The sequence below is a fragment of the Marinobacter sp. NFXS11 genome, assembly GCF_040148675.1.
Classification (GTDB): Bacteria; Pseudomonadota; Gammaproteobacteria; order Pseudomonadales; family Oleiphilaceae; genus Marinobacter.
In genome coordinates, this window is record NZ_JAGDDV010000001.1 from 1,548,634 (window position 1) to 1,574,627 (window position 25,994).

A 25,994-nucleotide genomic window follows, 5' to 3' on the forward strand; every position below is an offset into this window, starting at 1 on the left:
ATTATCCTTCTGAAATGGTAAAAGGCTCTTTGGTAATTCGGTTCTTCTGCCCGATATCCCTGTTAACCGTCTGGACTTCGCCCTCCGGAGTCCGGAACACGGTACTGACCATATTCACGACACGGTTATCGTAGGTAATCCGCGAGGCAACTTCAAAAAACCGTGTCTGCAACCCTAGTCCAACCGACTTGAGCCCGAGCCCTGCGAACTCCGGTAACGCCAGAAAGTCCTGAAGATTCTCGAACCGTTCCTCTTCCCGCTTCTCAAGAATAGACGCAGCCTGGGCGTCCGTCAGCTCTTCATGGAGAGAGCGGATCACCATGGCAGTCGCGGTGTTCACATTGATCCCCGCACCATTCACAGGTAGCGCCGCCACGTGGGGCCGCAGGGCCCGATAAATCTCTTCGGTCATGCCCTCGATCAGGCGCAATTCGGTCACCGTCGTAAACGGCTGGTTGGCAGCCCGATAACCCTGCTCAGCCATCAGATACTGGCCATCCTCGGCGCCATAGGCGGTAACCGTCTGGTCGTTAGGGTCGATCCAGTCCACCAGCGAATCTACAGAAACTGCAGTAATCCCCAGTGCAGCAAACAACTGAACGAAACGATTCCTGACGATGGGGTCCACCTGTCCATTGGCGCCGACCAGGTCGTTCAGATTGAGCCGACCTCCGAGGTCGTCAATCTGAACCTCAGCCACGCCATTATCATCCAGAGGCAGAACGGCCGCATTGGCGGCCCAGAACTCGTCTAGGCTGTCGACCATCAGGTTCTCTTGCTTGTCCTCATCATAATCCCTGCGCAGGATCTGACGGGCAAAAGCCTCGGCGCCAAGTGCAATACTCTGGCCCTGCTGTTGAGCCAGATAATGCCCCGCCTTGAACACCCGCAAGCTCTGCTGCTGAGTCATCCCGGAAGCAAGCATGACCACCAGAGCCATGGCCAACAGCACCATGATCAAAGCGACGCCGCGCTGACGATTCGGTAATCTCGGGATCTGGCCCATCGCCACCTAGCCCCCCTGCCCCGTTGTGCCGGTATTCTCTCCGGTCTGTTCTGCGGCAGGCTCTTCTTCTGTGCTTTCTTCTTCCGCTTCGCTGGCAGCCTGGTTGGCCTGGTTCACGGCACCCTGGGCAACAGCCGGATCAAAATCCGGCAAGGCAAAGGTCCGTACCAGCGTTCCGAAACGCTCATGCTCCAGAGTTACTTCCATGCCCAGCGGCATTGGAATATCCGGGCGGCTACCCGGGGTCAGTCCGGCCATCACCTCATCGGTTGGCCATTGGGGCTGCCAGCTCCGGTTGGCATCCAGAAACCGTACCTCCAGGCGCTTTACGCCTTCCAGCAGCAGCACGTCGCGGCTGTCATCCTCCTGGCCCTGATCCACCATGGGCCAGTACCGGCGCCGCAGTTCGCTGCCAGTATATTCCCAGCCGACACGCTGCAGGCCACTGCGGCGAATGCCCAGGGGGTTCCGCCAGCCCTGCCGGGTCAGCAACAGGGAAAAATCATCCTCACGACTGGAGAGCGCTGGCTGGAAATCCCCGTAAATGTCCCTGGCCGGCCGGTTGACCACCTGCATGACATCCCGCTCAAGCAGGAGCATGGACCGCTGCAAACCGTCGAACTGTTCCGCCAGTTCGTTCACCCGATCACGGGAATTGACCACTCCGTTGATAACCTGCCAAACGCCAAGCCCGATGACGGCGGTGATGGTTACCGCGATCAAGACCTCAAGCAGGGTGAAACCACGTTGTTGCGGATGGCGGCTGTGTACGGACGTGAACGTCATTGTGCCCCCACGAACGCCGACAGGGTATGAATCGGCTCCGGCGCTGCGCCTTCCTCGCGATAACGCGCAACCGTGACCTCCACACGACGCATCTTCGCCTCGGCGGTTGCAAGAATCGCGGTGGTCACCCGCCAACGATACGGCCCGAAGTCGGTATCCTTGGAGTTCTCGGAGATGCCCGGGATGTTTTCCTGGAGTCGAATTTCGTTAATTCGGTTATCTGCCAACCAGCTCGCCAGGGTTTTGTCCCGAACCCGTTCGTAACTGGAAATGTACTGGCTTCCAACTTCGGCCGCAGCCGTTGCAATCAGGCCGAACACAAGCAGGGCGATGAGTACTTCGATCAGGGTAAACCCTTTTTGCGTCCTCACCCGCTGCTCCCCTCATCGCCCGGTTTGCGCCACTCCATGGGCGACACCCCATCCGAGGCCAGAACGTGCATGGTGTCTGACCCGTTTCCGATGGTGAATTCAAGCTCAAACGGCGTTGTCTCGCCACTGGAGAAAAAAACCACGTCCGGTAACAGGGTATCCTCGGATGACGCCAGCCTGGGCGCGTCGCTTTCGATGAACTCGGTTACCGTCAGCCACTCCGGCAGGCTCCGAGCCCGGAACATACGCTCACCGGAGGCCTTCCAGTCGCCGGTCTGATCCTGATAGGCCACGAACTGGTAGCCGTCTTCCTCCAGCTTCAGGCCCAGCTCCAGGTTATTGAGAACGGCCTGCTCCGAGGCTGTCTGCATAAGCAGGTAAAGCTCCCGGACCTCATTTTCCAGTTCGCGCTGCTGGGAGCTTCCCCCCATGGTAAACACGGCAAGCGAAGCCAGCAGACCCACAACCACCAGGACCACCAGTATTTCAATCAGGGTGAAACCGGTCTGTCGGGATCTGACCTGCACAGTGATTTAGCCCTCGGTGTCCCAGACGCTGATATCCGCAGCGTCGCCGTCGCCACCTTCCTGGCCGTCAGAGCCATAGGAATACAGATCGTAGGGACCTTCGGTACCCGGGCTTACGTACTGGTATTCAAAACCCCAGGGGTCTTCCGGCACGCTCTTCAGGTAACCGTCCGAATTCCAGTTCCTGGGCTCCGGACTGCCACTTGGCTTGGAGACCAGCGCCTCGAGACCCTGTTGGGTCGAAGGATAATGACTGTTATCCAGGCGATAAAGGTCCAGCGCATTGGCTATGTTGCTCAACTGGGTTTCCGCCACGGTGACCTTTGCCTGGTCACTCCGGCCCATGATGTTTGGAGCCACGATGGCCACCAGCAGGCCGAGGATCACCATCACCACCATGATTTCGATCAGGGTAAAGCCGCGGCTGTTGTTGTGTGTATTGGGGTTATTGATGGTCATTGTCTCACTCGTCATTGGCATGGATTGCTTTCGGTCCGGATTCGTCTACTGACGCTCCGGCGCGGGTTTCATCCCACGAGATTACTCATATTCAGTATCGGCAGCATGATGGCCAGAACGATGATGAGCACCACCACGCCCATCACCAGTAGCATCATCGGCTCGAACAGTCCCACAATCGCAGCGATCTTTGATTGAAGGGTGTTTTCCTGCATGCGCGCGGTTCGTTCCAGCATGCTGTCCAGCTCACCACTGGCCTCCCCGCTGGCGATCATGTGCAGCATCATCGGCGGGAAATATCCAGTCTGATCAAGAGAGCGATGAAGCGAGCCGCCCTCACTGACTTTTCTGGCCGCGCCCCTCAATTCCTGCCTCAGAAAATCGTTGGAGAGAACCTCACCGGCAATGCGCATAGCCTCTACAAGCGGCACACCACTGGTGGTAAGGATGCTCAGGGTACTGGCATAGCGAGCGGTATTCACCCCACGTACCATCCCGGAAAACAGCGGCAAATGCAGCAACCGTTTGTGAAACCGGAGCCGGAACCCGGGCTTGGTCAGGAAAAACCGGAACACCATCAATGCAGCGACCAGCAGTATAAATAGATAGACACCGTAATCCGCCAGAAATTCCGACACCGCAAGCATGGCCATGGTCAGCGTTGGCAGCTCCTGCCCCTGCTTCAGAAACACATCGATGATATCCGGCACCACGTAAGTAAGCAGGAACACCACGATGGCAATCGCAACAATACTGAGAATGATGGGGTAGATCGCCGCCAGCTGAATTTTCTGGCGAGCCTCCTGACGGTTTTCCGTGTAATCCGCCAGCCGGTTCAGAACCAGATCGAGGTGGCCAGCGTGCTCCCCGGCAGCAACGGTAGACCGGTACAGCCTCGGAAATGCCCGGGGGAACTCACCCAGGCTGTCTGCCAGAGTGTAACCTTCCATGACTTTGGCCCGGATAGCGATGAGCATGCTGCGAATTCTTGGCTTTGGGGACTGCTGCGCCGCCGCAGAGAGTGCCTGCTCAATGGGGATGCCAGACTGAATCAGCGTTGCCAACTGGCGGGTAACCAGCGCCAGATCGGCAGCGGCCAGTGAACCCCGGCTGCTCAGGGGATTGCTTCGGGCCTGTTTTTCCGCCGCAGGCTCAACCGCCAGCGGCGTCAGGCCACGTTCCCGGAGCTGCTGGCGGACGGCTCTTGGTGCATCGGCCTCGACGACACCATGCCTCTGCTTGCCCCGGGCATCCAATGCCTTGTATTCGTAAGCTGGCATGGTTTACTGACCCCGGTGCGTAACGCGGAGTACTTCTTCCACCGTGGTCACACCATCCAGGATTTTCTGCACGCCGTCTGCGTGAATACTGGGCCCACGCTGACGAGCCACCTTTTCCAGGTCCAGCTCCCCGGCCCGTTTGTGGATCAGGGAACTGATTTCCTCGGAGATCTCCACCACCTCATAAATACCAATACGCCCACGGTAACCAAGCTGGTTGCAATGGCTACAGCCGGTTGCCCGGTAAATGGTCGGCGGGTTAGCGGGATCCTGCTGCAGGAACTCGCAGTGCTCTTCTGTAGGTGTATACGGCTCCCGGCATTCCTTGCACAGAACCCGAACCAGCCGCTGGGCAACAATGCCCACCAGGCTTGATGAAATCAGGAAGGGCTCGATGCCCATATCCATAAGCCGCGTAATCGCGCCAACGGCGGTGTTGGTGTGCAACGTGGAGAGGACCAGGTGGCCAGTCAGACTCGCCTGTACGGCAATTTCTGCCGTTTCCAGATCCCGGATCTCACCGATCATGACTACATCGGGGTCCTGACGCAGAATGGCACGAAGACCCCGGGCAAAGGTCATGTCCACCTTGGTATTCACCTGGGTCTGGCCGATGCCGGGCAGGTTATACTCGATGGGGTCCTCAACAGTCAGGATGTTGCGGCTACGATCGTTGATTTCCTGAAGCGAGGCATAGAGTGTGGTGGACTTACCGGAACCCGTCGGGCCAGTGACCAGCAAAATGCCATAAGGCCGGTAAATCAGCTTGCGCAGAAGCTTCAGGTCCTGCCCCGCCATGCCGAGGGATTCCAGCCGTATGGCACCTGCCTGTTTGTCGAGCAAACGCAGAACCACGCGTTCACCGCTTGAAGACGGCATGGTCGACACACGAATATCCACTTCCCTACCAGCTACCCTCAGCGCAATACGGCCATCCTGGGGCACCCGTTTCTCGGCAATATCCAGCTTCGCCATAACCTTGATCCGGGACACCAGCAACGGGGCCAGTGCGCGCTTGGGCTCTACCACTTCGCGCAACACACCATCCACCCGGAAGCGAACCACAAGGCGCTTTTCATAGGTTTCAATGTGAACGTCCGAGGCGCTGGTTTTCACTGCTTCAGTGAGAATGGCATTGATCAGACGGATAATTGGAGCATCGTCTTCCTGCTCCAGCAGATCCTCGGTTTCCGGCACGGAGTCAGCGAGGGAGGCCAGGTCCATGTCATCGCCGATGCCTTCCACCATCTGCATCGCTTCTGCAGAATCGTTCTGATAGGCGGAATTCAGGGCCTGGTCGAAACGGTCCGGATCGATGGTGGCAAAACGGGCACGACCGCCACTGATACGGTTCGCTTCCGCCAGCGCAGAATGGGACGCACCGGGCCGCACCAGAATAACCGGCTCGCCGGCGTCCGAACGGGTCAGGATTACTCCGTTGCGCTTGGCAAAAGTAAACGGAAGACGGCCCAGCGGAGCATCCTGCGGCTGAAGTTCAGTGTCTATGGTCAAGGTCGTCCTCGTTCGTGAAACCCTTTTCGATTCAACTAATTCAGAAAGGCTACCACAGGATATGGACCCGCTGAATAACTCTATACACTATACTCCCAATAAAACGTTGCAGTCTGATAACCTGTGAGCTTTTTCCCGGCCCACAAACTTGCATTCAGGATGATCAATGCTCCTAAACAATGAACGGTTTCCCCTGATTCTCGCGCTCGTGGCAGGGGCCGCCATGGTCGCCCTGACAGCCTGGCAGGGTTACCGTTTCTGGCAAATGGAAGGCCAGCAGGGACAGTACAATAACGTGCAGCCACTGGTCTCCGACCCGGCCGCCGGTCGTGAGCCACCCAGCGTGGACCTTTCCTCCCTGGAATTGTTCGGAGCTGCATCCGGCGAAAGCGAGCCGGTAGAAATGAATACCGAGAATCTCCCTGAAACCAACCTCCGACTGTTCCTTCGGGGCGTGCTGGCCGCGGATGGTGATTTCCCGGGCAGCGCGCTGATCGAAGATGACAAGAGTAAAACCGAAGCCTACCTGGTGGGTGACGAACTGCCCGGTAATGCCACACTTCGCTCGGTTCATCCGAACCGGGTGATCATTGAACGCTCCGGCAAACTCGAAAACCTCTACTTCCCGGAATCCGAAGACCGCAGCGGCATATCCTTCACGGCCGACCAGCAGGCAGAGCCCTCGCCCGCCGTCCAGCAGGCTGCATCCCCCTCACCCTCGAGAGCGCCCGCTTCCGCCACCAGCGATGAGCAGCGCCGGGAGGAAATCCGCCGGCGCCTTGAGCAGCTCAGGGAACGCCTACGGAACAATAACTGAGGCGCGCTATGGAAACGGCCGCCCTTCAGATACGCCGCCGTTCCACGCTTCTGCCTGCGTTATTGCTCGTGGTCTCTCTTGTGAGTGCCTTTGAGCTGGGCTCGCGTCTGATGAACTATGTTCAGGAAGAATTCGGAACCGAAGCCCACCAGCGCCTGGAAAACTGGCAACGCCTGCATGCTCTTGCCGCAAATGCCCCCATCGACCGGCAGCTCCGGCTGGTGAACTCCTTCTTCAATCGAGTCACGTTTGTCAGCGATATACGCCACTGGGGCGAGGAAGACTACTGGGCAACCCCTGTAGAACTGCTGACCACCAACGGAGGCGACTGTGAGGATTTCTCGATTGCCAAATACCTGACCCTCAAGTCCATGGGCGTGCCTGATGATCAGCTCCGGATCGTGTATGTCAAAGCGCTGGAACTGAACCAGGCCCACATGGTGCTGGCATGGTACCCGGAGCCAGACGCCGATCCGTTGATTCTGGACAACCTTATAAATGACATTAAACCTGCATCTCAACGCACTGATCTTGAACCCGTTTACAGCTTCAACGGCGAAGGCCTCTGGCTGAACCAGTCCGGCGGAGCGCGCACCCGGATCGGCGAAGCGGGCAAACTCTCACGGTGGCAGGACCTAAACAGCCGACTGACGGAATCGCTCCGACCCTGAGCGGGTTGCCAAAGCCAGCCAATGGCGGCAAATGACAGGAACCATGGCGCCAAGCGACAGCGGCGAACGACGCAGAGCCTATAGAATGCGCCACATTCGTTTTTAATCTGGAGAATAAAATACATGCGACGCTGGAACGGCTGGGGCGACGAGGGATTCAATCTGGCAATGCCGGAACAGGGCCAGGACTTTCTGGCATCACGGATCGGTACTGGCCGGCCTCTGGCGGACGCGACCCTGGATTCTGTTTGCGCCAAAGTACCGGCAACCCGCCTTACCCGGCCGGCAGAGCTGGAATCACTGATCGATACAGGCCCGGAAGCACGAGTGCGGCATGCCCGCGGCCAGAGTCTTGCGGACTGGCTGGCCATGCGCAGCGGCGAGTTTGGTGTGTTCCCGGATGGCGTGGCCTACCCCACCACCAGCGAAGAGGTTCAAACCCTGCTCTCCTGGGCCGCGAAGCAACACATTCACCTGATTCCCTACGGTGGCGGCACCAGTGTGGCCGGGCACATAAATCCCGTGGATAAAGGCCAGCCAGTACTGACGGTGGACATGAGCCGGATGAACCGCCTGATCGACCTGGACACGGACAGCCAGATCGCGACGTTTGGCGCGGGAACGCCCGGGCCACTCGTTGAGTCGCAACTCCGGGCCCATGGCTACACACTGGGGCATTTTCCGCAGTCTTTCGAGCTTTCAACCGTTGGCGGCTGGGTGGCCTCCCGATCCAGTGGCCAGCAATCCCTGCGCTATGGCCGCATTGAACAACTCTTTGCCGGGGGGCGGGTCGAAACCCTGCAAGGCACTCTTAACCTGCCCACGATACCGGCCTCCAGCGCAGGTCCGGACATCCGGGAAATGATTCTTGGCTCGGAAGGCCGCATTGGGCTGATTACAGAGGTGAAGGTGCGGGTTACTCCGCTGCCCGACCACGAGAGCTTTCATGTGGTCTTTTTTCCGGATTGGGAAAGTGCCCGCACCGCCAGCCGCCTGCTGGTGCAGAACCGAACCCAGTTATCCATGCTCAGGCTCAGCAATGCCGTAGAGACCGAGACCCAGCTCGCGCTGGCCGGCCACCCCCGGCTTATCGGCATGCTCGAGCGTTTCCTTTCGCTGAGGGGCGCTGGTGAGGGCAAATGCATGATGACCTTCGGGATCACCGGCTCCCGACTGCAGACCCGAAACGCCCTGAAAGAGGCCCGAAGCATCTGCAAGGCCCAAAACGGCGTCTATACCGGCACGCGGCTCGGCGACAAATGGGCGGCCAAGCGTTTTACCATGCCCTATCTGAGAGAGGCCCTCTGGCAGATGGGCTATGCTGTCGACACTCTGGAAACGGCCACTGACTGGGACAACGTCGACAATCTGCTGGGTCTGATCGAGACCAGCCTGCGTGACGGGCTGAAAGACCAGAACGAGAACACCCATGTGTTCACCCACCTCTCCCACTTCTACAGCCAGGGCTGCAGCATTTACACCACCTACGTGTTCCGGGTGGGCGACAGCTACGAGGAAACACTCGCGCGCTGGCAAACGCTCAAAACCCGCACCTCTGAACTGATCGTGAACAACCGCGGCACCATCAGCCATCAACACGGTGTCGGTAAGGATCACGCCCCTTATCTGCCGGTGGAAAAAGGCGAACTGGGCATGTTGGCTATACGCTCCCTGTGCAGCACCTTTGACCCGGACGCGATCCTGAACCCGGAAACACTGGTGAAATGAGCGCAACGCCGAAAGGGAGCCCCAATATGAACCGGACTGAAATCCTCAATGCGCTGCGTTCAGGGACCAACGAATTTGATGTGGTGGTGGTCGGCGGCGGAATTACCGGCGCCGGCGTGGCACGGGAATCAGCAGGCAGCGGGCTGCGCACGCTTCTGGTAGAACAAAAGGACTTTTCCTGGGGTACATCCAGCCGCTCCTCGAAGATGGTGCACGGTGGCCTCCGATACCTGGGCAGTGGACATTACGGTCTTACCCGGGACGCCGTGCGCGAGCGGGAACGACTGATGGCGGAAGCACCGGGGTTAATTGAACCCCTGCGATTCATCATGCCGCATTTCAAAGGCCAGTTCCCCGGGCCGCGCCTGTTCCAGACACTGCTTCGGGTTTACGACTTTATTGCCCGCAACCGAAGCCGCCACTTTCTGACCCCGGCCGAATCCATGCTCTGGGTGCCGGGCCTGACGAGCGAAAAACTCGCCGGCGCCAGCGGTTTTACCGATGCAGTCACCGACGACTCGCGCCTGGTCCTGCGCCTGATTGCCGAAGCCCGGCGGGACGGAGCCATGTGCCTGAATTACACGCGAGCCGATGAAATAAAGCGCAGCAACGGTGATGTATCCGGCTTGCTGATTCAGGCAGAGGGAAACGATACGCCCATTGAGGTCCTTGCGCCCCTGGTCATCAATGCCACCGGTGCCTGGGCAGATCGGCTGCAGTCCAGCAAGACCTCTGAAGACGCCATGCACATCCGACCCCTGCGTGGCAGCCATCTCGTGCTGCCCTGGTCCAGTCTGCCTGTGTCCTGTTCGGTTTCCCTGCTTCATCCGGAAGATGGCCGCCCGGTGTTTGCCTTCCCATGGCTGGGCACCACCGTTCTCGGCACCACCGACATCGACCATGAGGGCAACCTGGATCAGGAGCCGGTGATTTCTGAATCCGAGACCGCCTACCTGCTCGAGATCGCTTCACGATTGTTTCCGGGCAGCCCCATTACGCGAAACGACATCCTCTCAACCTGGGCCGGTGTAAGGCCGGTGGTAACCGATGGCACGGGTAAGGCACCGTCCAAGGAAAACCGGGAACACGCATTTCGGATGGATCGGGGGCTGGTCAGCATTGCCGGCGGCAAGCTCACCACCTTCCGGGTCATCGCCCGCGAGGCGCTGGTCCAGGGGCTTGGAGAAGCCGCCAGCAAGGTTCTGCGGCCAGCATCCAAACCGGTGTTTCAGGGCACAGAACACCCCTCAAGGCCAGCCACCATTAGCCACCAGTGCTGGCAGCGACTGCAGGGGTTCTATGGCCCCGAGCTTGATCAACTGCTTGCTTCGGGCCCACTGGAGCCTGTCACTCCCAATCGGGCTTCCGACCTGCTCTGGGCGGAGCTTTGCTGGGCGTGCCGGAGAGAAGATGTGCAGCATCTGGATGACCTGCTTCTGCGACGAACGCGGTTAGGCATGGTACTACCGAATGCGGGCGAAGCCCTTCTACCGCAGATTCGTAACCACTGCCAGCCCCTGCTTGGCTGGGCTGACCAGCGTTGGGAGGAGGAACAGGCCCGCTACCTGTCGATCTATCACAACGCCTATTCGCTGCCACCGCAGGAGTCCTCCGATGCCAGCTGAGCCGCTCATCCTGGCCATCGACAATGGCACCCAGAGCGTTCGGGCGCTGCTCTTCGATACCAGTGGCAATCTGGTGGGCAAAGGCAAGCAGGAAATCGAGCCCTATTTTTCGAGAGAACCCGGCTGGGCCGAGCAGCATCCGGACTATTTCTGGGAACAACTCGGGGAAGCCTGCAAGCTGCTCTGGAATTCCACAGACGCGACTCCTGACCAGGTCGCCGGTGTCACCGTGACCACCCAGCGGGGCACGGTCATCAACCTGGATGAAAACGGCCAACCTCTGCGCCCGGCCATCATCTGGCTCGACCAGCGCCATGCAAGGGTCGAAGGCCCGGTCAAAGGGCCCTGGGGATGGCTGTTCAAAGTTGCCCGTCTGGAAGACACTATCAACCGGTTCCGGGAAAAAACCCAGGCCAACTGGATCGCCCAGAATGAACCCGAGATCTGGGCCAAAACCCGGTATTTCCTGCTGCTGTCTGGCTATCTCAACTACCGACTCACAGGGGAATTCCGGGACTCCACCGGCAGCCAGGTGGGATACCTGCCATTCGACTATAAAAAGCATCGCTGGGCCGGCCGGCGGGATTTCAAATGGCAGACGATGCCGGTCGAGCCTTCCATGCTGCCTGAGCTGGTGGCACCCGGCGAAACACTGGGCCATTTGACCGACGAAGCCTGCAAGCACCTCGGCCTGGCCAAAAGCCTGCCCGTGATCGCCGCGGCTTCCGACAAGGCCTGCGAGATTCTAGGCTCCGGCGGGCTGACACCCGACATCGGCTGTATGAGCTATGGCACCACCGCCACCATCAACACCACCAGCCAGCGTTACGTGGAGCCGATCCGGCTGATGCCGCCCTATCCTTCCGCATTGCCCGGCCACTACTCCACCGAAGTGATGATCTACCGGGGCTTCTGGATGGTGAGCTGGTTCAAGCGGGAGTTCGGGCTGAGGGAACAGAAACTGGCCGAAGAACGAGGTATCGAGCCGGAAGCGCTGTTCGATGAATTGGTCAAGGCAGTGCCACCAGGCTCCATGGGCCTGATGCTGCAGCCCTACTGGTCACCCGGCGTACGCCAGCCGGGGCCGGAAGCGAAAGGCTCGATCATCGGGTTCGGGGACGTTCACACCCGTTCCCACATTTATCGCGCCATCCTCGAAGGTCTTGCCTACGCGCTCCGGGAAGGAAAGGAAAAAATCGAGAAGCGAAGCGGTGTGAAAATCAGGAAGTTGCGAGTGGCGGGTGGCGGTTCACAGAGCGATGCGGCCATGCAGCTCACCGCCGATGTGTTCGGGTTACCGGCCGAGAGGCCTCACACCTATGAGACCTCCGGGCTCGGCGCCGCCATTGATGCGGCTGTAGGGCTGGGGCTGCATCCGGATTTCGACACCGCCGTGGCGAAGATGACCCGGGTTGGCGACGTTTTTCATCCCAACGAAGAAACCCGGGCGCTTTACCAGCGGCTGTATTCCGAGGTTTATCTGAAGATGTACCCTCAGCTTCAACCCCTGTACCGGAAAATTCGGGAGATTACCGGCTATCCCCGGTAACGCTCTCGGCGACCAGTTCAGCGGTAATCGCTGACAGCGTCCAGCCCAGGTGACCGTGACCGGTGTTGTAGAACACGGTCGGCAGGCGGCCTGGCCCAACCCTTGGCATCATGTTGGGCAGCATTGGCCGCAAGCCGGCCCAGGGAACTACCTTGCGTGTACAGACTCCGGGGAAGCACTGCTCAACCCAACGGGTCAGCGGGCGGATCCGGTCGTCCTTAATATCGCGGTTGTAGCCGCTGAACTCGGCGGTACCGGCAACCCGGAAACGGCCATCGCCCAGGCGACTGGTTACGATCTTGGTGGCGTCGTCCAGCAAGCTGACCGTTGGCGCCGCCTTCTGCGAGGCCTCGTCGTCCAGCTCAACAGTGATGGAGTAACCCTTAACCGGATAGATGTTCACCCGGTCGCCCAGCTTTTTCGCCAGCCCGCGACTGCCGACACCGGCACAGATCACCACGCCATCGAAGGTATCCCGGGATTGCTCGGTGCCGTCGTGAGCAGTAACCCAGGCATTACGCTCGTCGGCGCTCAGCTCGGTCACGGTATGGCCATAGCAGGTTTTAACGCCAAGGCGCTGGATGGCGTCAGCCAATCCATTCGTGAACTTGTGAATGTCACCGGTGGAATCGCTCTCCGTGAAAAAGCCTCCGTAGTAGGTTCCGGCCAGAGTCGGCTCGATGGATTTCATTTCCTCGGGCGAAACGGAGCGGCGCTCCAGACCGCCTGCGGCCAGAAGTCGTGACACCTTGGCGGCGTGATCAAACCCGGCCTTATCCCGATAAATATGCAGGATGCCCTGTTTCTTGAGATCGAAATCGATGCCCTCTTCCTGCGCCCACGCAAACAGGTGGTCGCGGGCGGCAATGGCCAGTCGGGCGGTTTCCGTGGTGTTTTTCTCATACTGGGGGATAGCGGCCATGAACTCGGCGAACCAGCTCAGTTTGTGCCAGGACGGCTTGGGGTTCACCAGCAAGGGCGCATCACGGCGGGACATCCACTTGATGCCCTTCATGACGGTCTGCCAGTTGTTCCAGACTTCCGCATTGGAGGCGGAGAGCTGACCACCGTTGGCGAAGGAGGTTTCCATTGCAGCGTAACGGTGTTTCTCGTAGACCGTTACATCAAGCCCGCGTTTGGCGAGGGTGTAAGCCGTGGTAATACCAGTGATACCACCGCCAATGACAGCGATTCGCTTCATACATTCTCCGTGAGGCGCCCAGGGTTTCCTCTCTGCTCGAAATGGCAGAAAGCACCCCTTCCGTCACGGGACCTGAGAGATTCACAGGCCGGTTTACAAAAACCGGCCGCTTGCTCCTTCGGTGTGCCGACTGACGCAATTGTCGGCAGCTCTTCGGAAAGTATTCATGTCAGCGGTCCTTTTGCCTGAGAGTTTCCGGGGCAGTTGCTCCTTCGGCGCTGATCGCAAGGGATTCAGTCTCTCCCGCAGACATGTCTGATTGGTAATAATCGCCAATCCACGGACGTAAACATAGCAAATAACCGGAGGGCATGGAACTACCGCGCCTGTCTTTAAAAAATGACAAAAATTGATCAATGTCAGACAATCCGGCATGAGACATGTATTACGCTTGAATATACACAGAACCAGATCGTCTAAGATAGGCGTAGCGATACGGACGCTCCACCAGGTTGTTATACGGCGATTGCATTCTGTCCGGATTTTCCCTTTGCGGTCTCCGGCGCATTCTTTCAGGAGTCTGGTTATGTCTCGCAGAAAACAGCTTAAGTACGTGGTAACTCCAGCATTGATCGCGTCATTGGCCGTCGTCAGCGGGTGCGATCTGAATGGATCTAACTCAAGTTCAAGCACTAGCCCAGGTACAACCCCCTCAACTGAGCAACCTGAAATATCAGAAAAGGTACTGGACAGTGCGGCCTCTTTCCTTGGAGCCGCAACTGGTAAAGAAGTACCTTTAACGATTGATTCCGTCGTATTTGTAAACTCCGCACTGGGGCTCAACGACGTTCCTACAGATCCCAAAAACCTATACGGCGATCTCTGGATGGTGTTGCGTGATGAGTACGGTGTGCCGGTACTGGATGGCAACGGGTGTATACAGCCAATCGCGTCCGAAACCGTAACCTGGCCGGACGGCACTGAACACGATACCGTGCCAATGGTCGTTGAAGAATTCGACGACTCCGAACTGGACTTCGCCTGTACGGTGGTAGAAGGCTATGAAGGCTATACCATCGAGCTCGAAATCGGGCGCCTGAACATGATCAGGACCGTGACCCAGAATCCAACCGTTTTTGCCCGGGCACTGGCCGAGGCGATCGACAACATCAACGCCTCAACTGCGATCAAAACCGACCCCGCCGGGAGACTGGTAATGATCACGGAAGTTGATGGAGAGCTGGTTGAAAAGACCATAGACTCACCCCGGGAAAATCTTGCGCTCTATCATGCACTCCTCAAGGAAGGGCGAATCGCGGGTTATGGCCCCGAGGGCCGCGAGGGCGGTCAGGTGGTCCCGCCGGAATGGAAGGAAATCCGCGATGATCTGGAACTGGGCGACCTTTCCTATCTGCGGGACGGAACGCCGGGCCGTACCGGTGGTGTGAGTCTGCATGAGGGTTATGCAGATCTTTCAAACATGACGCATAACCGGATGACCGATTATGTCACCCAGTTTGTTTCCTATGTTCAGTACATCGACTCAGGCTCCACCTGCCTGTATGAAGATCAGGTTGCGAATGCCTGGAGCCGTATTTTCAACATGGAAGACTACTACGGCGAGAACATTGCCGGCTTCACAACGCATGCCGACGATGCCAGACGGACTATCGTCTTTACCCATGATGTCATTCAGGACATGCCGGAAACCCCGCTGGAAACCCTACCACCCAACAGCTTTGATCTGATGCATGCGGCGGCGGCCTTCCTCGGTGGCGCTTCCAACAAGAGCGTGCCGCTGACCATTGATGGACTGGTCTTCCTGAACACGGTACTTGGGCTGAACGAAGGCGTTGAGTTCACCTACAAAGGCGAGGTGTTCGGCGATCTGTGGCAGCTGGAGCGGGATGAAAATGGTGTACCCGTCCTTGACGAGAACAATTGCCCTCAGCCGATCTCGGTGAACGGCGGTTTTGTTCCCATGGAGCTGGACGAAACCGGAGAATGCATCATAGTGGCCGGCTTCGAAGATGATGTCATTGAGCTGGAACTCGGACGTCTTAACGTGGCACGGGTTGCACTCAGCAATCCCCGCGTACTCGATCGAACCCTGAACGACGTGATGAACTCCATCAACGCCTCCGTGGGCCTCAAGCTGGACCTATCCGGACGCCTGGCCTACGGAGTTGATGACGGAACCGGCACCGCTAGTTACTACCAGACCGTGGACTCTCCCCTGGCCGGCCTGGCTTTGTACTGGGCGCTAATGCGTTGGGGCAAGCTGGAAGGCACTATTGAAGTTATGGACGAGGGCACCTGGGTTACCAAGCAGATCGCCATTGAGCTGCCGGATCAGGTACTGGCTGATGAAGGCCTGCTGTTTCTCAAGCATGGCACCGCAGCATGCCAGGGCAATGCCGCAGACTGCGGAGCCAAGCGTCTTGGCAATGGCTACGTTGATTACAGCAACTTCACCCATTCAACCGAATCAATCTATTCTGGTGTAGACGTAAGTTACGTGGAACGCCAGCCGGATAACCTCAGCTGCGCCTATACTGACAAAACAGATGACCTCTGGATTCGTGTGCTTGGCAGCGATGGCTACACAGGCAGCAATATCGAGGCTTTCGTCAAACAGGCGGAAGATACTCGTAACGTGATTCAGTTTATCCATACGGTTATTCAGGATCCCGTGGCGATCTGATAGCCGACTGGTCCTGGACCCGGTTCAGAGAGCGACCCCTGCTTCGGCGGGGGTTTCTTTTTTCCCGCCAGGATGAGTTAAGGTAAAAGGCATGAAACACGCCTCGAAGACCCGCAAACAGCTCCAGCAGAAACTGGAACAGGCCCGCGACTATGAGCAATGGTGCGAGGCCGCTACCGCGCTCGATGATATGGACGGGCTGCTGGCTTGGCGCGAGCAGGAAGAAACCGGGATGCTGCATGAAAGCCTGATGCGCAAGCACATGGGCCTCATGGACCATTGTCGGCAAAACGGCGACACACGGCGATTAATCCGTATCCTTCAGGAGAGCCTCTACCGTCACCTGGGCGAATTATCCAATCCCGATCTGTACACAGTGGCGCGCAGCGGCACCAACCGGTTGGTAGGTGAATTTCTGGATGCCGTCGAGACGTCCATGGAATTCATTTGTGACCACCCTATTCCCGAAGTGACAACCGCTCGAAAACTGAAAATGTTTCAGGACGCCGAGCGGGTCTATGGCCGGCCGGCCCTGATGCTCAGCGGTGGTGCGGCCTTTGGTATTTACCATATCGGTGTTACCCGGGCGCTCTGGCGGCAGGACCTGCTGCCGGATGTTATGGCCGGTTCCAGCATGGGTGCCATCGTGGCGGGTGCCATCTGCACACGGGACGACAAGGAACTGGCAGAGTTCTTTAACCATCCGGAACGGATTCACCTGAATGCCTTCCGCTGGCTCGGCGTCGCAGAAGGCTTGAGGGCTGGCCATGCCATGGATCCGCGCCAGCTTCAGGAGCATCTCCAGCACAATCTGGGCAGCGTCAGTTTCAAGGAAGCGTATGAGCACAGTGGCCGAACACTGAATATCTCCGTCTCCCCCACCCGCACCCAGCAGAAGCCACGGCTGCTGAACTGGCTGTCCTCGCCGGCGGTGCTGGTGGATTCGGCAGTCATGGCCTCTTGTGCAGTGCCGGGCATATTCCCGCCTGTGGTTCTTCAGGCCCGGGAATCAAACGGTAGCCGGGACAGCAGCGTGCCCTATATGCCCACCGAAAGCTGGATTGACGGCAGCGTGCATGGCGACCTGCCACTAATGCGAATGGCACGCCTGCACAACGTGAACAAAACCATCGTTAGCCAGGCCAACCCCCACGTGGTGCCGTTCATCAGCCATCACGACCAGAGCGGCGTAACCGCCTGGGCCAAAAGGGCCGCGCTGTCTCTCGCCCACGGCCAGATCGCCACGGCCGTGAAACTGACCAAACAGAGCCCGCATCCTGGCATCATACGGCCGCTCATCGAGCAGGCCTACGCCATGACCAGCCAGCAATACCTCGGGGACATCAACATCCATTTCCCGCCCAGGGCGTCCCTCTATCGCAAGGTTCTCTCCAATCCGACCCCTGAAGATCTCGAGATGTATATCAATCTCGGTGAACAGGCCACCTGGCCACGGCTGGCCATGATCCAGGACCAGACCAGGATCAGTCGGGCATTCGATCGCTGTATCGCCCGGCTGGAACACGAGCTGGAGCAGGAAACCCCGGAGCAGAACGCAGCGCCTCTCTAAATAAAGCGCCGGCTTAGCGATGTGTAAATCAACTAGATAACCCTGGGATCCCGAACTATTCTCATTCTATTGCATCATCGCTTTGCGGTGCGTTCATCGCTAACCAAAAGGATGCTGACTCGCAATGACAAATAGACAAGGAATTCGATCAGCTACAGAGGACAGTGAAAACAGGTTTTACGAGCTGATCGAGAGTCTGCCAATGGTGGCTGTCCAGGGTTACGACAGACACCGTCGGGTAATTTATTGGAATGAAGCAAGCGCGCGCATTTACGGCTACTCCCGCGAGGAAGCTCTCGGACAACTCCTGGAAGACCTCATCATCCCCGATCACATGCGTGCCGGTGTGATCGAAGCGCATCGCAATTGGCTTGAGAATAACATCAGTATCCCCGCCGACGAGCTTGAGCTTAAACATAAACTGGGACACCTGGTTCCAGTTTACTCAAGCCACGTGATGATCAAACAGGAAACCGGTGCCTGTGAGATGTTCTGCATCGACATCAGTCTCGAAGAGCAGAAGCGTGCAAGAGATGAGCTTTATCGGCGAGCGAGTTTTGACGACCTGACCGGGTTACCCAACCGGCATTTCATGGAAGCCGAGTTGTCGAGTCGACTGGATGAGGCTGATCGCCTGCAACAGGAATTGGCAGTCGTCTTTATCGATCTGGACAATTTCAAGATCATTAACGATACGCTTGGCCATCATCATGGTGACAGCCTCCTGAAAGCGGTATCCGAAACCTTGAGGGCGGAACTGCGAGGCGGAGACCTGTTGAGTCGCTTTGGCGGGGACGAATTTGTCTTGTTGATCTTCGATTTCGAAGGCCCTGAAGGTATACATGAACTTGTTTGCCGGTTGATAGACGCTCTGGAACACAGAGTGCATCTGGAAGGCGACTGTTACCAGGTTACCGCCAGTTTTGGTGTGAGCCTTTTTCCACAGAATGGCACTACCGTGGCTGAGCTTATGGGCAATGCAGACGCCGCTATGTATCAGGCCAAAGAAACCGGCAAGAACGGCGTGTGTTTCTATACCCCGGACATCAATGACAGGCTGGTCCGTTACCAGGAAATCACCAACCTGCTCAGAGACGCCTTGAATAACGATGGGCTGGAATTGTTTTTCCAGCCCCAGATCAGCCTGGCTGATCGAAAAAGCGACTCCTGCGAGGCACTTCTCCGCTGTTTTCACGGTCAATCCCGGGCAGTGTCGCCAGCTACTTTCATTCCGGTGGCTGAAAAGTCCGGTCTCATCAACCGGATTGGCGAATGGGTAATCGAAGCAGCCTGCAAGCAACTCGACGCATGGCAGGAAACCCCTCTAAAAAACCTGCGGGTTGATATCAACCTCTCGGGACGACAGCTCACCAATCCACACCTTGCGAGCCATATTCTCGAAACGGTGGAACGTTACAACCTTCAGCCTCACCAGCTTGGGGTGGAGCTGACCGAGAACGAGGTTTTCGGGAGCGATGAAAGCCAGACAAAACAGTTGGAAAAACTGAAACAGGCAGGCGTGCACATTTCGATCGATGACTTCGGTACCGGACACTCCTCGCTGGTCTATCTCAGAAAGCTCCCGGTTTGCGGAATAAAAATCGACAGGAGTTTTCTTCAAAATGCGATGCAAAACAGCGCCGACATGGCCATCATGGAGGCAATGGTTACCGTCGGCCACAGTCTCGGTTTAAGCGTGCTGGTCGAGGGCGTTGAGACGGATGAACAGGCCCAATTGGTAACGGACCTTGGATGTGACTTCGCTCAGGGTTTCCTCTATGCCAAGCCCATGCCGGCGAACAAGGTTGAAGAATTCCTGGCCAGCTTCTGACCAGGAAAACACTACCCCTGCTCAAACTCCCGAACCAACTCCTGCAGAAAATACAGCCCGGCGGAACTCAGGAAACAGCGCCCTGCACCGGCGCGAAACAGAAGATGGCGTTTTTCCAGGTAATCCAGGGCTTCCTGCAACCCTTTTTCAAAGCGGGCGGCCCTGAGAATTTCCTGATATTCCTCATCGCCCGCCAGAGCTTCGAGATCCTGCTCGTTCAGACCGGCATCGGGCCGGCCAAGGTATTCCAGATCCCGACCGCTGCGCGCGAAATATCGCCCGATCAGTAGCAGGATCACCTGCACCCGAAAGGCATTTTCATCGTGCTCTTCATTCTCGTCGTCACTGCTTTCCTTGAGAAAGAAAAACGCACCGGTTTCGTTGAACACCAGTTCGCTGCCCAGATGCTCGTAAAAAGTCCGGAAGTGGGACAGATGGTTATAGAGCAGGTTGTAGAGCGGATTGGCTCGCAACTCGGAGCGGTTGCTGTCCCACACATCACGCACAATCACCCGGCCGGCCTGGAATTCCCGGTAGATCGCCGCGCTATGGGCCGGCAGGATCTGCTCGAAGCTGCTAGAACTTTGGGAATGCTCCACGGATTCGTTGGTTTCCATGGCTTCAGAGAATTCAGGCATGGTGTTGCTCCAGGCGTCGTTTGCGGTAGACGAACTGCTCGCTGTCGGATGACTGATCGAGGATTCGGAAGCGGTTGGTGGTAACCACCTGCAGACCCTCCGGCGGCGAATTCACCAACTTGTTCAGGGCCGCCAACAGGTCCGGAAAGCGGTAACCGGGGATAAAGCCGTCCAGGCGTCCGTGCAGCTCCCGCACCAGGTCCGTGGTCGGCCGCAGTTCCAGGGTCTCCAGCCACTGGTACAGCTGGTTGATGCGCTGAACATCAACCCGGGTGTGGCGACCGCTTCCATCCACCGCCTGCAGAACCGGTACCTCGGCCTTGCGGCGAAGATCGTTAAGGCGCAGGTCCAGTTCGCTGAACAACAGCTGGTAGTAGCTGGATGATTCACCAAAGGCATAGTGTTTCGGGCGCTGCTGGGCCCGTAGGCCGATCAGGAAGCCGGTGCTGCGGGCAAAGTCCCCGCCTTCGAGCCACTTGCGTTTCAGGCTGAGGGTTTCGGTTTCGCTCTTGAGTTCCTGCAGTTTGCCGTAGAAATGCTCCATGGCGTTGTACTGGACCATGCCCTGGCGCGTCTTGCGCAGGAAGTGCTCCACCTCCTGGGCCACCGCCTGAATTGGCTTGTACAGGGCGTTTAGGCTGATGGATGAACGGAACAACTGGTCCGCCAGGCTGTGGTCGTCGTGGCTTTCCAGCAGCCGGACCATGGCTTCCAGGGTCTCGAACAGGTTGCTGCCATCGGGCAGTCGTGTGTCCGGGTTCAGAAACACCAGGGTCGGCTTGATGTGGCGCTCATACAGGGTAACGATCTGCTCAAACAAGTTCTGGCGGAACTCAAGATATTTCTCCGGCGCCCGGCTGGCGTCGCCGGACAGATCCGCGAGCTGGGCACTGATGGTCTGCATGCGCAACACATTCTGGCGCAACAGCCCAATAAGCTGACTGACCCGCTCGTTCAGGTCGTCCCGCAGTTCGGTGTAGTCCGGGTCCGCATCGCTGAAGCTGCTGGTTTCCAGGCGATTACGCACATCGCGCAAGGTCACAAGATGTCCCCTCAGGCGGGCATCGGTCAGTTCCTGGTACAGTGACGCGTTGCAGGCCCGCATCAGATTGATCAGGGCATCCTGGAACACCAATCGTCGCTCACCTTCGGCCTTGATGATGTCGATCACCAGGCCACTGCGGAACAGATTGTCGGTATTCAGCGCAAAACGTACCCTGTCCCGGTCGGCGTTGCCGAGGGTTCGGGTGTAGTCCATCACCTCGGCCACCAGATCGCTCTCAAGGATATACCGGGTTTCGTTCCGGTCCATCCGTTCAATCATCCGGAACAGGATCTTCGGGTGCTCGAACAGCAGCCGGGTGGTATCCAGGGTGCTGAAGCGTTTACTCATCCACAGGCTCCAGCAGATTGTTTTGGGTCTGGTCGGCCCAGTGGCTCAGCGATTCGCCGTTGGTGAAACCCTCGGCACCGCCCCAGAACACCAGGGTGCGCTGCGGGCTGTATGGCCGTGCCGTGCGCATCTGCCCGACTTCCAGATGCCGTCCGATCAGGTAAATCACTTCCGCGCTGGCACTGTGAGTGGCGGCAGAGAACAGGTTGAAGCCCTGCTTGCGCAATCGGTCCAGCAGCGAGGGCATCTGGCTGATGTCCACGCTGGCCAGCTCGTCCAGCACCATGGGAAACGACAGCTGCACACCGGGATACAACACCCGCTTCAGCAGCCGGTACACCAGTTCCAGATTGATCAGCGCCGTGGTGGAGGTGGACTGGCCTTTTTTGTCCAGGTTCGCGGCGTTTTCCTTGCGGGTGCGGTAGGAAATGCCGGTGATCACCCTGTCCATGGTCAGGCGTTTGCTGCCGCCCTGCTCCCCGAAAAAGTCTGCCACAAACACCCGCAAACGGTCATAAAACGCATCGGACTGCAGCTGGTTGCCATAAGGGTCGATGTTGTTGGCTTCTTCTACCAGATTGCGGAATTTCGGATCGGTGTGGATATCCACGCGAATTTCCACCAGATCGTTGATGCGCACGCCTTCCAGCTCACGGTTCAGCTGCGCCTCGAAACGGGCAATGTGCTCGTGGTTGGATTTCAGAGCCTGCCGGTAGCTGGCCACGGTTTCATTGTGGATACCCACCTGCTGCTCCAGCACATTCCAGCGCTCTGCCATGCCGGCAAACAGATCTGAGAGGCCTTTGAACGTTTCCCGAATAGCCGATGACGCGGGGCTGTCTTTCTGCAATTCGCCTTCGGTATCTTCGTGGATGCCGAGGTACACGAACTGGCGAAGGTGGTCGAGGATGCTGCGACGGCGTTCTTCCAGGTCGTCCAGTTGGGTTTGCAGGTCGTCAAATGCCGCCACAGACACCTGTTCAATGCCCAACGGCTGTTCCGCTTCCACCGCTTTCAGATGCGGGAACCGATGCTCTACCGTGCCAACGCTCCGGCTGAGGCCTGCCAGCTCACGCTCCCGCTCCTCGATACGCTCTTTTTCGGCCCTGGCTTTGGCGGCCTTCTGCTGCACCGCATCCTGCTTTTCCTGCTCCAGCCGGGCCTGCTCTTCCAGTTTGGCCAGCTGCTCCTCCGCCGCCTGCTTTTCGTCGGTAGCGTCCCGAAGAGTGGTCGCGGCGGCCGGGTAGCGCTGGAGCGTTTCGAGGTCTTTCTCGATGGCGCGGATTTCTTTCTCGGTGCGCTCGATCAACCGTGGCCGATCATGTTCCTGATTGGCGGTGTCCGCCAGCTCGGCCCGCTCCTTTTCCAGCCCATGAAGTTCACCCTCAATATGCCGGCGCTGCTCTGCAAAGTCGGTCTGCCGGGCTGGCTGGGCCTGATATTCGGCATCGAACCAGTCAAAGCCTTTATCGGTGGGCACAAACAGCCGGGCGAATGCCTCGATGGCCGCCTTACTGTCGGCGTCCAGATCCTGGCCCGGGCTCGCCATCACCAATCGGGGGTCCACGGCCCGCAGCGGTGCGGCGGTGGCCTCGTCCAACTGGTTCTGAAGCTGCCAATGTTGCTTGCTTTCCCGTTCCTTCAGGGATTCCAGCTTGCGCTCAAGCTCCTGCTTCTTCTTCTGGATCTGTTCTAACCGGATCTCGGCCTGGGCGGCACTTTTCAGGGCGGCCAGGTGCCCTTTCTTGCTATCGAGCTCCTCTTTCTGGATCTCCTCGATTTCCTGAAGAGTCATCTCGCCGTATTGGGAAACCAACAGATCGCCATCTTTCTGATTCTGCTCGGCCTGCTTGATACGCCGATCGGCGGAACGGTTCTCGCCTTTGAGGCCGCTGGCGTCCTGCTCCAGCTTTTTCAGAGCCTGCAGCACATGGCGCAGCGTCTCGTTCTGCTCGTTGAAGGCCTCCACCGCGGCTTTACACCTGGCGCCAATATCCTGCAGGGCATGGCTCACACCATCCCGAAACGCGGCAAAATCATGCTGGCTGCGAAGCAGCGTCTGGTAGGCCTGGTAATCCTTCTGGAGCTTTTCAAACCGTGAGCGCTCTTTCTCGATTCTCGTGAGCTGGGTTTGTTGCTGCTTCAACTGGTCATGGCGATTGAGAAAGTCGTCGATGTTGAAATCAAAGGCATCGTCGGCGAATTTCTTGTCTGCCTCGATGATGCTGGCCACCGCATTGGACATGGCCTGATCGTCCGCCTTCATCTCAAACAGCAACAGGATCAGCGTGCGCAGCGACTGCACCCGGCGCTCGTCCGACTCACCCAGGGGCAGCACGGAATAACGCACCGCATCGGCGTTCATCAGCTCGCTGCTGTACAGCATCTGTTTGAGTTTGGCCGGGTCATTCACCAGCCGGGTTTCCCTGGAGAGCTTTTTCAGCTTTTCGGACAAGCGGCTGAACGACAGCTCCGGCACCGCCTGGCCAATGCCGTCCTCATCATTTCCATCCCAGAACAGCGGCCGCAGCTGATCGTACCCCACCGGCACAAAAGCACGGCCATAGCTGAGCTGGCTGGCGCTGTCCCGATACAGGATCTGGCAATGCACCCCGGCCGGGTTCTCGGCCTCCATGATCAGGAAACTGAACTGGCTGGGAAAGTAATGCTGGTAGCTTTCCTCGTTGGTGTAAAAGCTACCGGCGCTGGCATTGCGGAAGGCAAATTTCTTGCGGCTGTTCTTGAAGTTGTTCTCCGGCAGCAGGAACAGCCGCAGACTGTTTAAGAGGCTGGATTTGCCAAGGTTCCCCGGGCCAAGAATGAGGCCATGGTTATCCACCGGAATTTCCACGTAACAGAAGCCGGCGGAATCCACCAACACCAGACGGCGAATACCAAAATTGAAATTGCCTGGGCTCCCCTGGGAGTCACTCATCCAGAATCATCTCCTGTTCCATGAATTTGCCGGTTGCCCGGAAGGCCTGTGCGAGGGCAAAGAAGCCATGCCCCTCCGCCAAGGAAATCGCCCTCGTGAACCGTTCGGTGGTGTCCGGTAGTTTGCGGAACCGGCCCAGCCATGGTTGCCAGTCGCTAGGCTGAACAAAGGTGGCTTTGTCACCAAGAGAGGCTGCGACCGTCGAGAACATTTGCAGACCACCCGCATCATAATCGAATGCGCAGAATACTTCTTCATAGCCCTTCAACCAGTCAAGAATTGCGCCCCGAGTTACCCGGTTGCCACCACCCAACAGCACGTCGCACTCCGAAAATGCCAAGCGCTTGCCCAATGTTTCACTGCCGAAGTCGAGCATCTGCGCATACTGGAAGAAATTCCGCTCGTTCTCCACCACCAGCACCGAACGGGCCGGCTGGAAACCTATATCTACCGATTGCGAGCCTACAACAACTACGTCCGGCCGGCTGGACGCCAAACCCTGATGGTAAACGAGAAGAAAACTGACCTCGGTGCCATGGCGGTGGGAATTACCCTTTTTCGCGGCGTCGAGCCGGCTCAAAGGCGTTTGCGCCACATTCTGCAGCTCAGCGAAAGCGCTTTCATCCAGAATCGTGACAAGCCAACGGTTGGTTTTTACCTTTTCCGCCGCAAACAATTCCCTATGCCGGCGCCGAAACGAATCCGGAAGTTTCTTCAGGAAAGCTTCATAGTTGATGGGCTGGCCACGGAGGATTTTGTCGAGATAGTCGTTCAACAGCTCACCACAATCACTCTTAAAACAGTTTATGAACGTAGATTTGAGGATGAGTGTAACGCTATCAGGCGCCTACTGTATCGGGAACATTGAATCCAGACTGTTACCCGGAATCTCTGAAAAACGGGTGAAGGAAAGCCAATGAAAGACACGCACAGTAACAGCCGAGGCAGACATACCCTGGTTACGTTCGATACCAAGGGCGAGCGATTGGAATGGGACTCCCTGGGTGACCAGGTCATGGGCGGACAGTCTGATGGCGAGCTGATTCATTCTGACGAAGGAATCGGCCTCTTTCACGGCATCGTGCGGTTGGATAACGGCGGCGGCTTTGCCTCCGTCAAAGCGGACCTGCCGGAACCCATCGATGCTACCGACTTCACAGGAATCGAATTGCTGGCAAAAGGCGACGGAAAGACCTATAAAATCGGCCTTCGAAACAGCACCAACCGGCGAAGCATTGTTTACCAGCATGCATTCACCCCGGGTACAGAAGACTGGAGCCGCATACGCCTGCCGTTCAGTGAATTCATCCCTACCTGGCGCGGCAAAACATTGACCGATGAGGCAGCACTGAATCTTTCGCATCTGGCTTCAGTCAGCCTTTTCGTTTCCGGGCGACAGGTTGGTGAATTCGAACTGAAGATGCAGGACTGGGTTCTGTACTGATGGAGCT

21 protein-coding genes and 1 riboswitch are annotated in these 25,994 nt (G+C 57.8%); of the genes, 9 read left to right on the top strand and 12 right to left on the bottom strand.

The genetic code is table 11. The features are described from left to right. Nucleotide 1: 1 nt before the first annotated feature. The 7 genes from gspK to gspE form a co-directional block, all read right to left on the bottom strand. A complete protein-coding gene (gspK, locus tag J3362_RS07255) occupies nucleotides 2–1,006 on the bottom strand; it encodes a type II secretion system minor pseudopilin GspK (protein WP_349519264.1) in 1,005 nt (334 codons plus the stop codon). Nucleotides 1,007–1,012: 6 nt separating this feature from the next. Then, on the bottom strand, nucleotides 1,013–1,792 hold the full coding sequence (gene gspJ / locus J3362_RS07260; protein ID WP_349518884.1) for a type II secretion system minor pseudopilin GspJ: 780 nt from the start codon (nucleotides 1,790–1,792) through the stop codon (nucleotides 1,013–1,015). Further along, nucleotides 1,789–2,163, bottom strand: coding sequence for a type II secretion system minor pseudopilin GspI (gene gspI, locus J3362_RS07265; RefSeq protein ID WP_338355042.1), 375 nt, complete (start codon nucleotides 2,161–2,163; stop codon nucleotides 1,789–1,791). The genes gspJ and gspI overlap by 4 nt, the downstream gene beginning before the upstream one ends. Next, nucleotides 2,160–2,690 (bottom strand): type II secretion system minor pseudopilin GspH, encoded by a 531-nt coding sequence (gspH, locus tag J3362_RS07270; protein ID WP_014576992.1) that lies wholly within the window; start codon nucleotides 2,688–2,690, stop codon nucleotides 2,160–2,162. The genes gspI and gspH overlap by 4 nt, the downstream gene beginning before the upstream one ends. Nucleotides 2,691–2,696: 6 nt before the next feature. Further along, entirely contained in the window at nucleotides 2,697–3,149 is a 453-nt protein-coding gene (gene gspG / locus J3362_RS07275) for a type II secretion system major pseudopilin GspG (RefSeq protein ID WP_349518887.1), read from the bottom strand. Between the two features lie 68 nt (nucleotides 3,150–3,217). Next, nucleotides 3,218–4,429 (bottom strand): type II secretion system inner membrane protein GspF, encoded by a 1,212-nt coding sequence (gene gspF, locus J3362_RS07280; RefSeq protein ID WP_349518888.1) that lies wholly within the window; start codon nucleotides 4,427–4,429, stop codon nucleotides 3,218–3,220. A gap of 3 nt (nucleotides 4,430–4,432) precedes the next feature. Further along, on the bottom strand, nucleotides 4,433–5,941 hold the full coding sequence (gene gspE / locus J3362_RS07285; protein WP_349518889.1) for a type II secretion system ATPase GspE: 1,509 nt from the start codon (nucleotides 5,939–5,941) through the stop codon (nucleotides 4,433–4,435). A 166-nt stretch (nucleotides 5,942–6,107) separates the two neighbouring features. Here gspE and J3362_RS07290 point away from each other — a divergent pair, with 166 nt between their 5' ends. From J3362_RS07290 to J3362_RS07310, 5 genes are all read left to right on the top strand, one after another. Next, nucleotides 6,108–6,758: a type II secretion system protein N gene (locus tag J3362_RS07290; RefSeq protein WP_349518890.1), complete on the top strand. Its 651-nt coding sequence runs from the start codon at nucleotides 6,108–6,110 to the stop codon at nucleotides 6,756–6,758. 8 nt (nucleotides 6,759–6,766) lie between these two features. Then, the gene (locus J3362_RS07295) at nucleotides 6,767–7,429 is read left to right on the top strand and encodes a transglutaminase-like cysteine peptidase (protein WP_008171198.1); all 663 of its coding nucleotides are present in this window, start codon (nucleotides 6,767–6,769) and stop codon (nucleotides 7,427–7,429) included. 123 nt (nucleotides 7,430–7,552) lie between these two features. Continuing rightward, nucleotides 7,553–9,157 carry an FAD-binding oxidoreductase gene (locus tag J3362_RS07300; RefSeq protein ID WP_349518892.1) on the top strand — a complete coding sequence of 535 codons (1,605 nt, stop codon included), beginning with the start codon at nucleotides 7,553–7,555 and terminating at the stop codon, nucleotides 9,155–9,157. 26 nt (nucleotides 9,158–9,183) lie between these two features. Continuing rightward, nucleotides 9,184–10,782 (top strand): glycerol-3-phosphate dehydrogenase/oxidase, encoded by a 1,599-nt coding sequence (locus J3362_RS07305; RefSeq protein WP_349518893.1) that lies wholly within the window; start codon nucleotides 9,184–9,186, stop codon nucleotides 10,780–10,782. After that, on the top strand, nucleotides 10,772–12,331 hold the full coding sequence (locus tag J3362_RS07310) for an FGGY-family carbohydrate kinase (protein ID WP_349518894.1): 1,560 nt from the start codon (nucleotides 10,772–10,774) through the stop codon (nucleotides 12,329–12,331). Before J3362_RS07305 ends, J3362_RS07310 begins: the two co-directional genes overlap by 11 nt. Here J3362_RS07310 and J3362_RS07315 read toward each other — a convergent pair. Then, complete coding sequence (locus tag J3362_RS07315; protein WP_349518895.1) at nucleotides 12,312–13,532, bottom strand: D-amino acid dehydrogenase; 1,221 nt, start codon at nucleotides 13,530–13,532, stop codon at nucleotides 12,312–12,314. The genes J3362_RS07310 and J3362_RS07315 overlap by 20 nt on opposite strands. A 163-nt stretch (nucleotides 13,533–13,695) precedes the next feature. Beyond that, nucleotides 13,696–13,788: riboswitch (glycine riboswitch) on the bottom strand. A 570-nt stretch (nucleotides 13,789–14,358) separates the two neighbouring features. Here J3362_RS07315 and J3362_RS07320 point away from each other — a divergent pair. From J3362_RS07320 to J3362_RS07330, 3 genes are all read left to right on the top strand, one after another. Then, complete coding sequence (locus J3362_RS07320) at nucleotides 14,359–16,176, top strand: hypothetical protein (RefSeq protein ID WP_349518897.1); 1,818 nt, start codon at nucleotides 14,359–14,361, stop codon at nucleotides 16,174–16,176. A gap of 91 nt (nucleotides 16,177–16,267) precedes the next feature. Then, nucleotides 16,268–17,746: a DUF3336 domain-containing protein gene (locus tag J3362_RS07325; protein WP_349518898.1), complete on the top strand. Its 1,479-nt coding sequence runs from the start codon at nucleotides 16,268–16,270 to the stop codon at nucleotides 17,744–17,746. A 124-nt stretch (nucleotides 17,747–17,870) separates the two neighbouring features. Beyond that, nucleotides 17,871–19,577 (top strand): putative bifunctional diguanylate cyclase/phosphodiesterase, encoded by a 1,707-nt coding sequence (locus tag J3362_RS07330; protein ID WP_349518900.1) that lies wholly within the window; start codon nucleotides 17,871–17,873, stop codon nucleotides 19,575–19,577. Between the two features lie 11 nt (nucleotides 19,578–19,588). Here J3362_RS07330 and J3362_RS07335 read toward each other — a convergent pair whose 3' ends face one another. Genes J3362_RS07335 through J3362_RS07350 form a run of 4 tightly spaced genes read right to left on the bottom strand, consistent with a single transcriptional unit; the run spans nucleotide 19,589 to nucleotide 25,318 of the window. Beyond that, nucleotides 19,589–20,215: a condensin complex protein MksE gene (locus J3362_RS07335; protein WP_349518901.1), complete on the bottom strand. Its 627-nt coding sequence runs from the start codon at nucleotides 20,213–20,215 to the stop codon at nucleotides 19,589–19,591. After that, nucleotides 20,208–21,608, bottom strand: coding sequence for a hypothetical protein (locus J3362_RS07340; protein ID WP_349518902.1), 1,401 nt, complete (start codon nucleotides 21,606–21,608; stop codon nucleotides 20,208–20,210). The genes J3362_RS07335 and J3362_RS07340 overlap by 8 nt, the downstream gene beginning before the upstream one ends. Beyond that, complete coding sequence (locus J3362_RS07345; protein ID WP_349518903.1) at nucleotides 21,601–24,543, bottom strand: hypothetical protein; 2,943 nt, start codon at nucleotides 24,541–24,543, stop codon at nucleotides 21,601–21,603. Before J3362_RS07345 ends, J3362_RS07340 begins: the two co-directional genes overlap by 8 nt. Beyond that, nucleotides 24,536–25,318 carry a hypothetical protein gene (locus tag J3362_RS07350; protein ID WP_349518905.1) on the bottom strand — a complete coding sequence of 261 codons (783 nt, stop codon included), beginning with the start codon at nucleotides 25,316–25,318 and terminating at the stop codon, nucleotides 24,536–24,538. Before J3362_RS07350 ends, J3362_RS07345 begins: the two co-directional genes overlap by 8 nt. 141 nt (nucleotides 25,319–25,459) lie before the next feature. Between J3362_RS07350 and J3362_RS07355 the strand changes: the two genes are divergently transcribed. Next, on the top strand, nucleotides 25,460–25,987 hold the full coding sequence (locus tag J3362_RS07355) for a CIA30 family protein (RefSeq protein ID WP_349518906.1): 528 nt from the start codon (nucleotides 25,460–25,462) through the stop codon (nucleotides 25,985–25,987). Nucleotides 25,988–25,994: the final 7 nt, after the last annotated feature.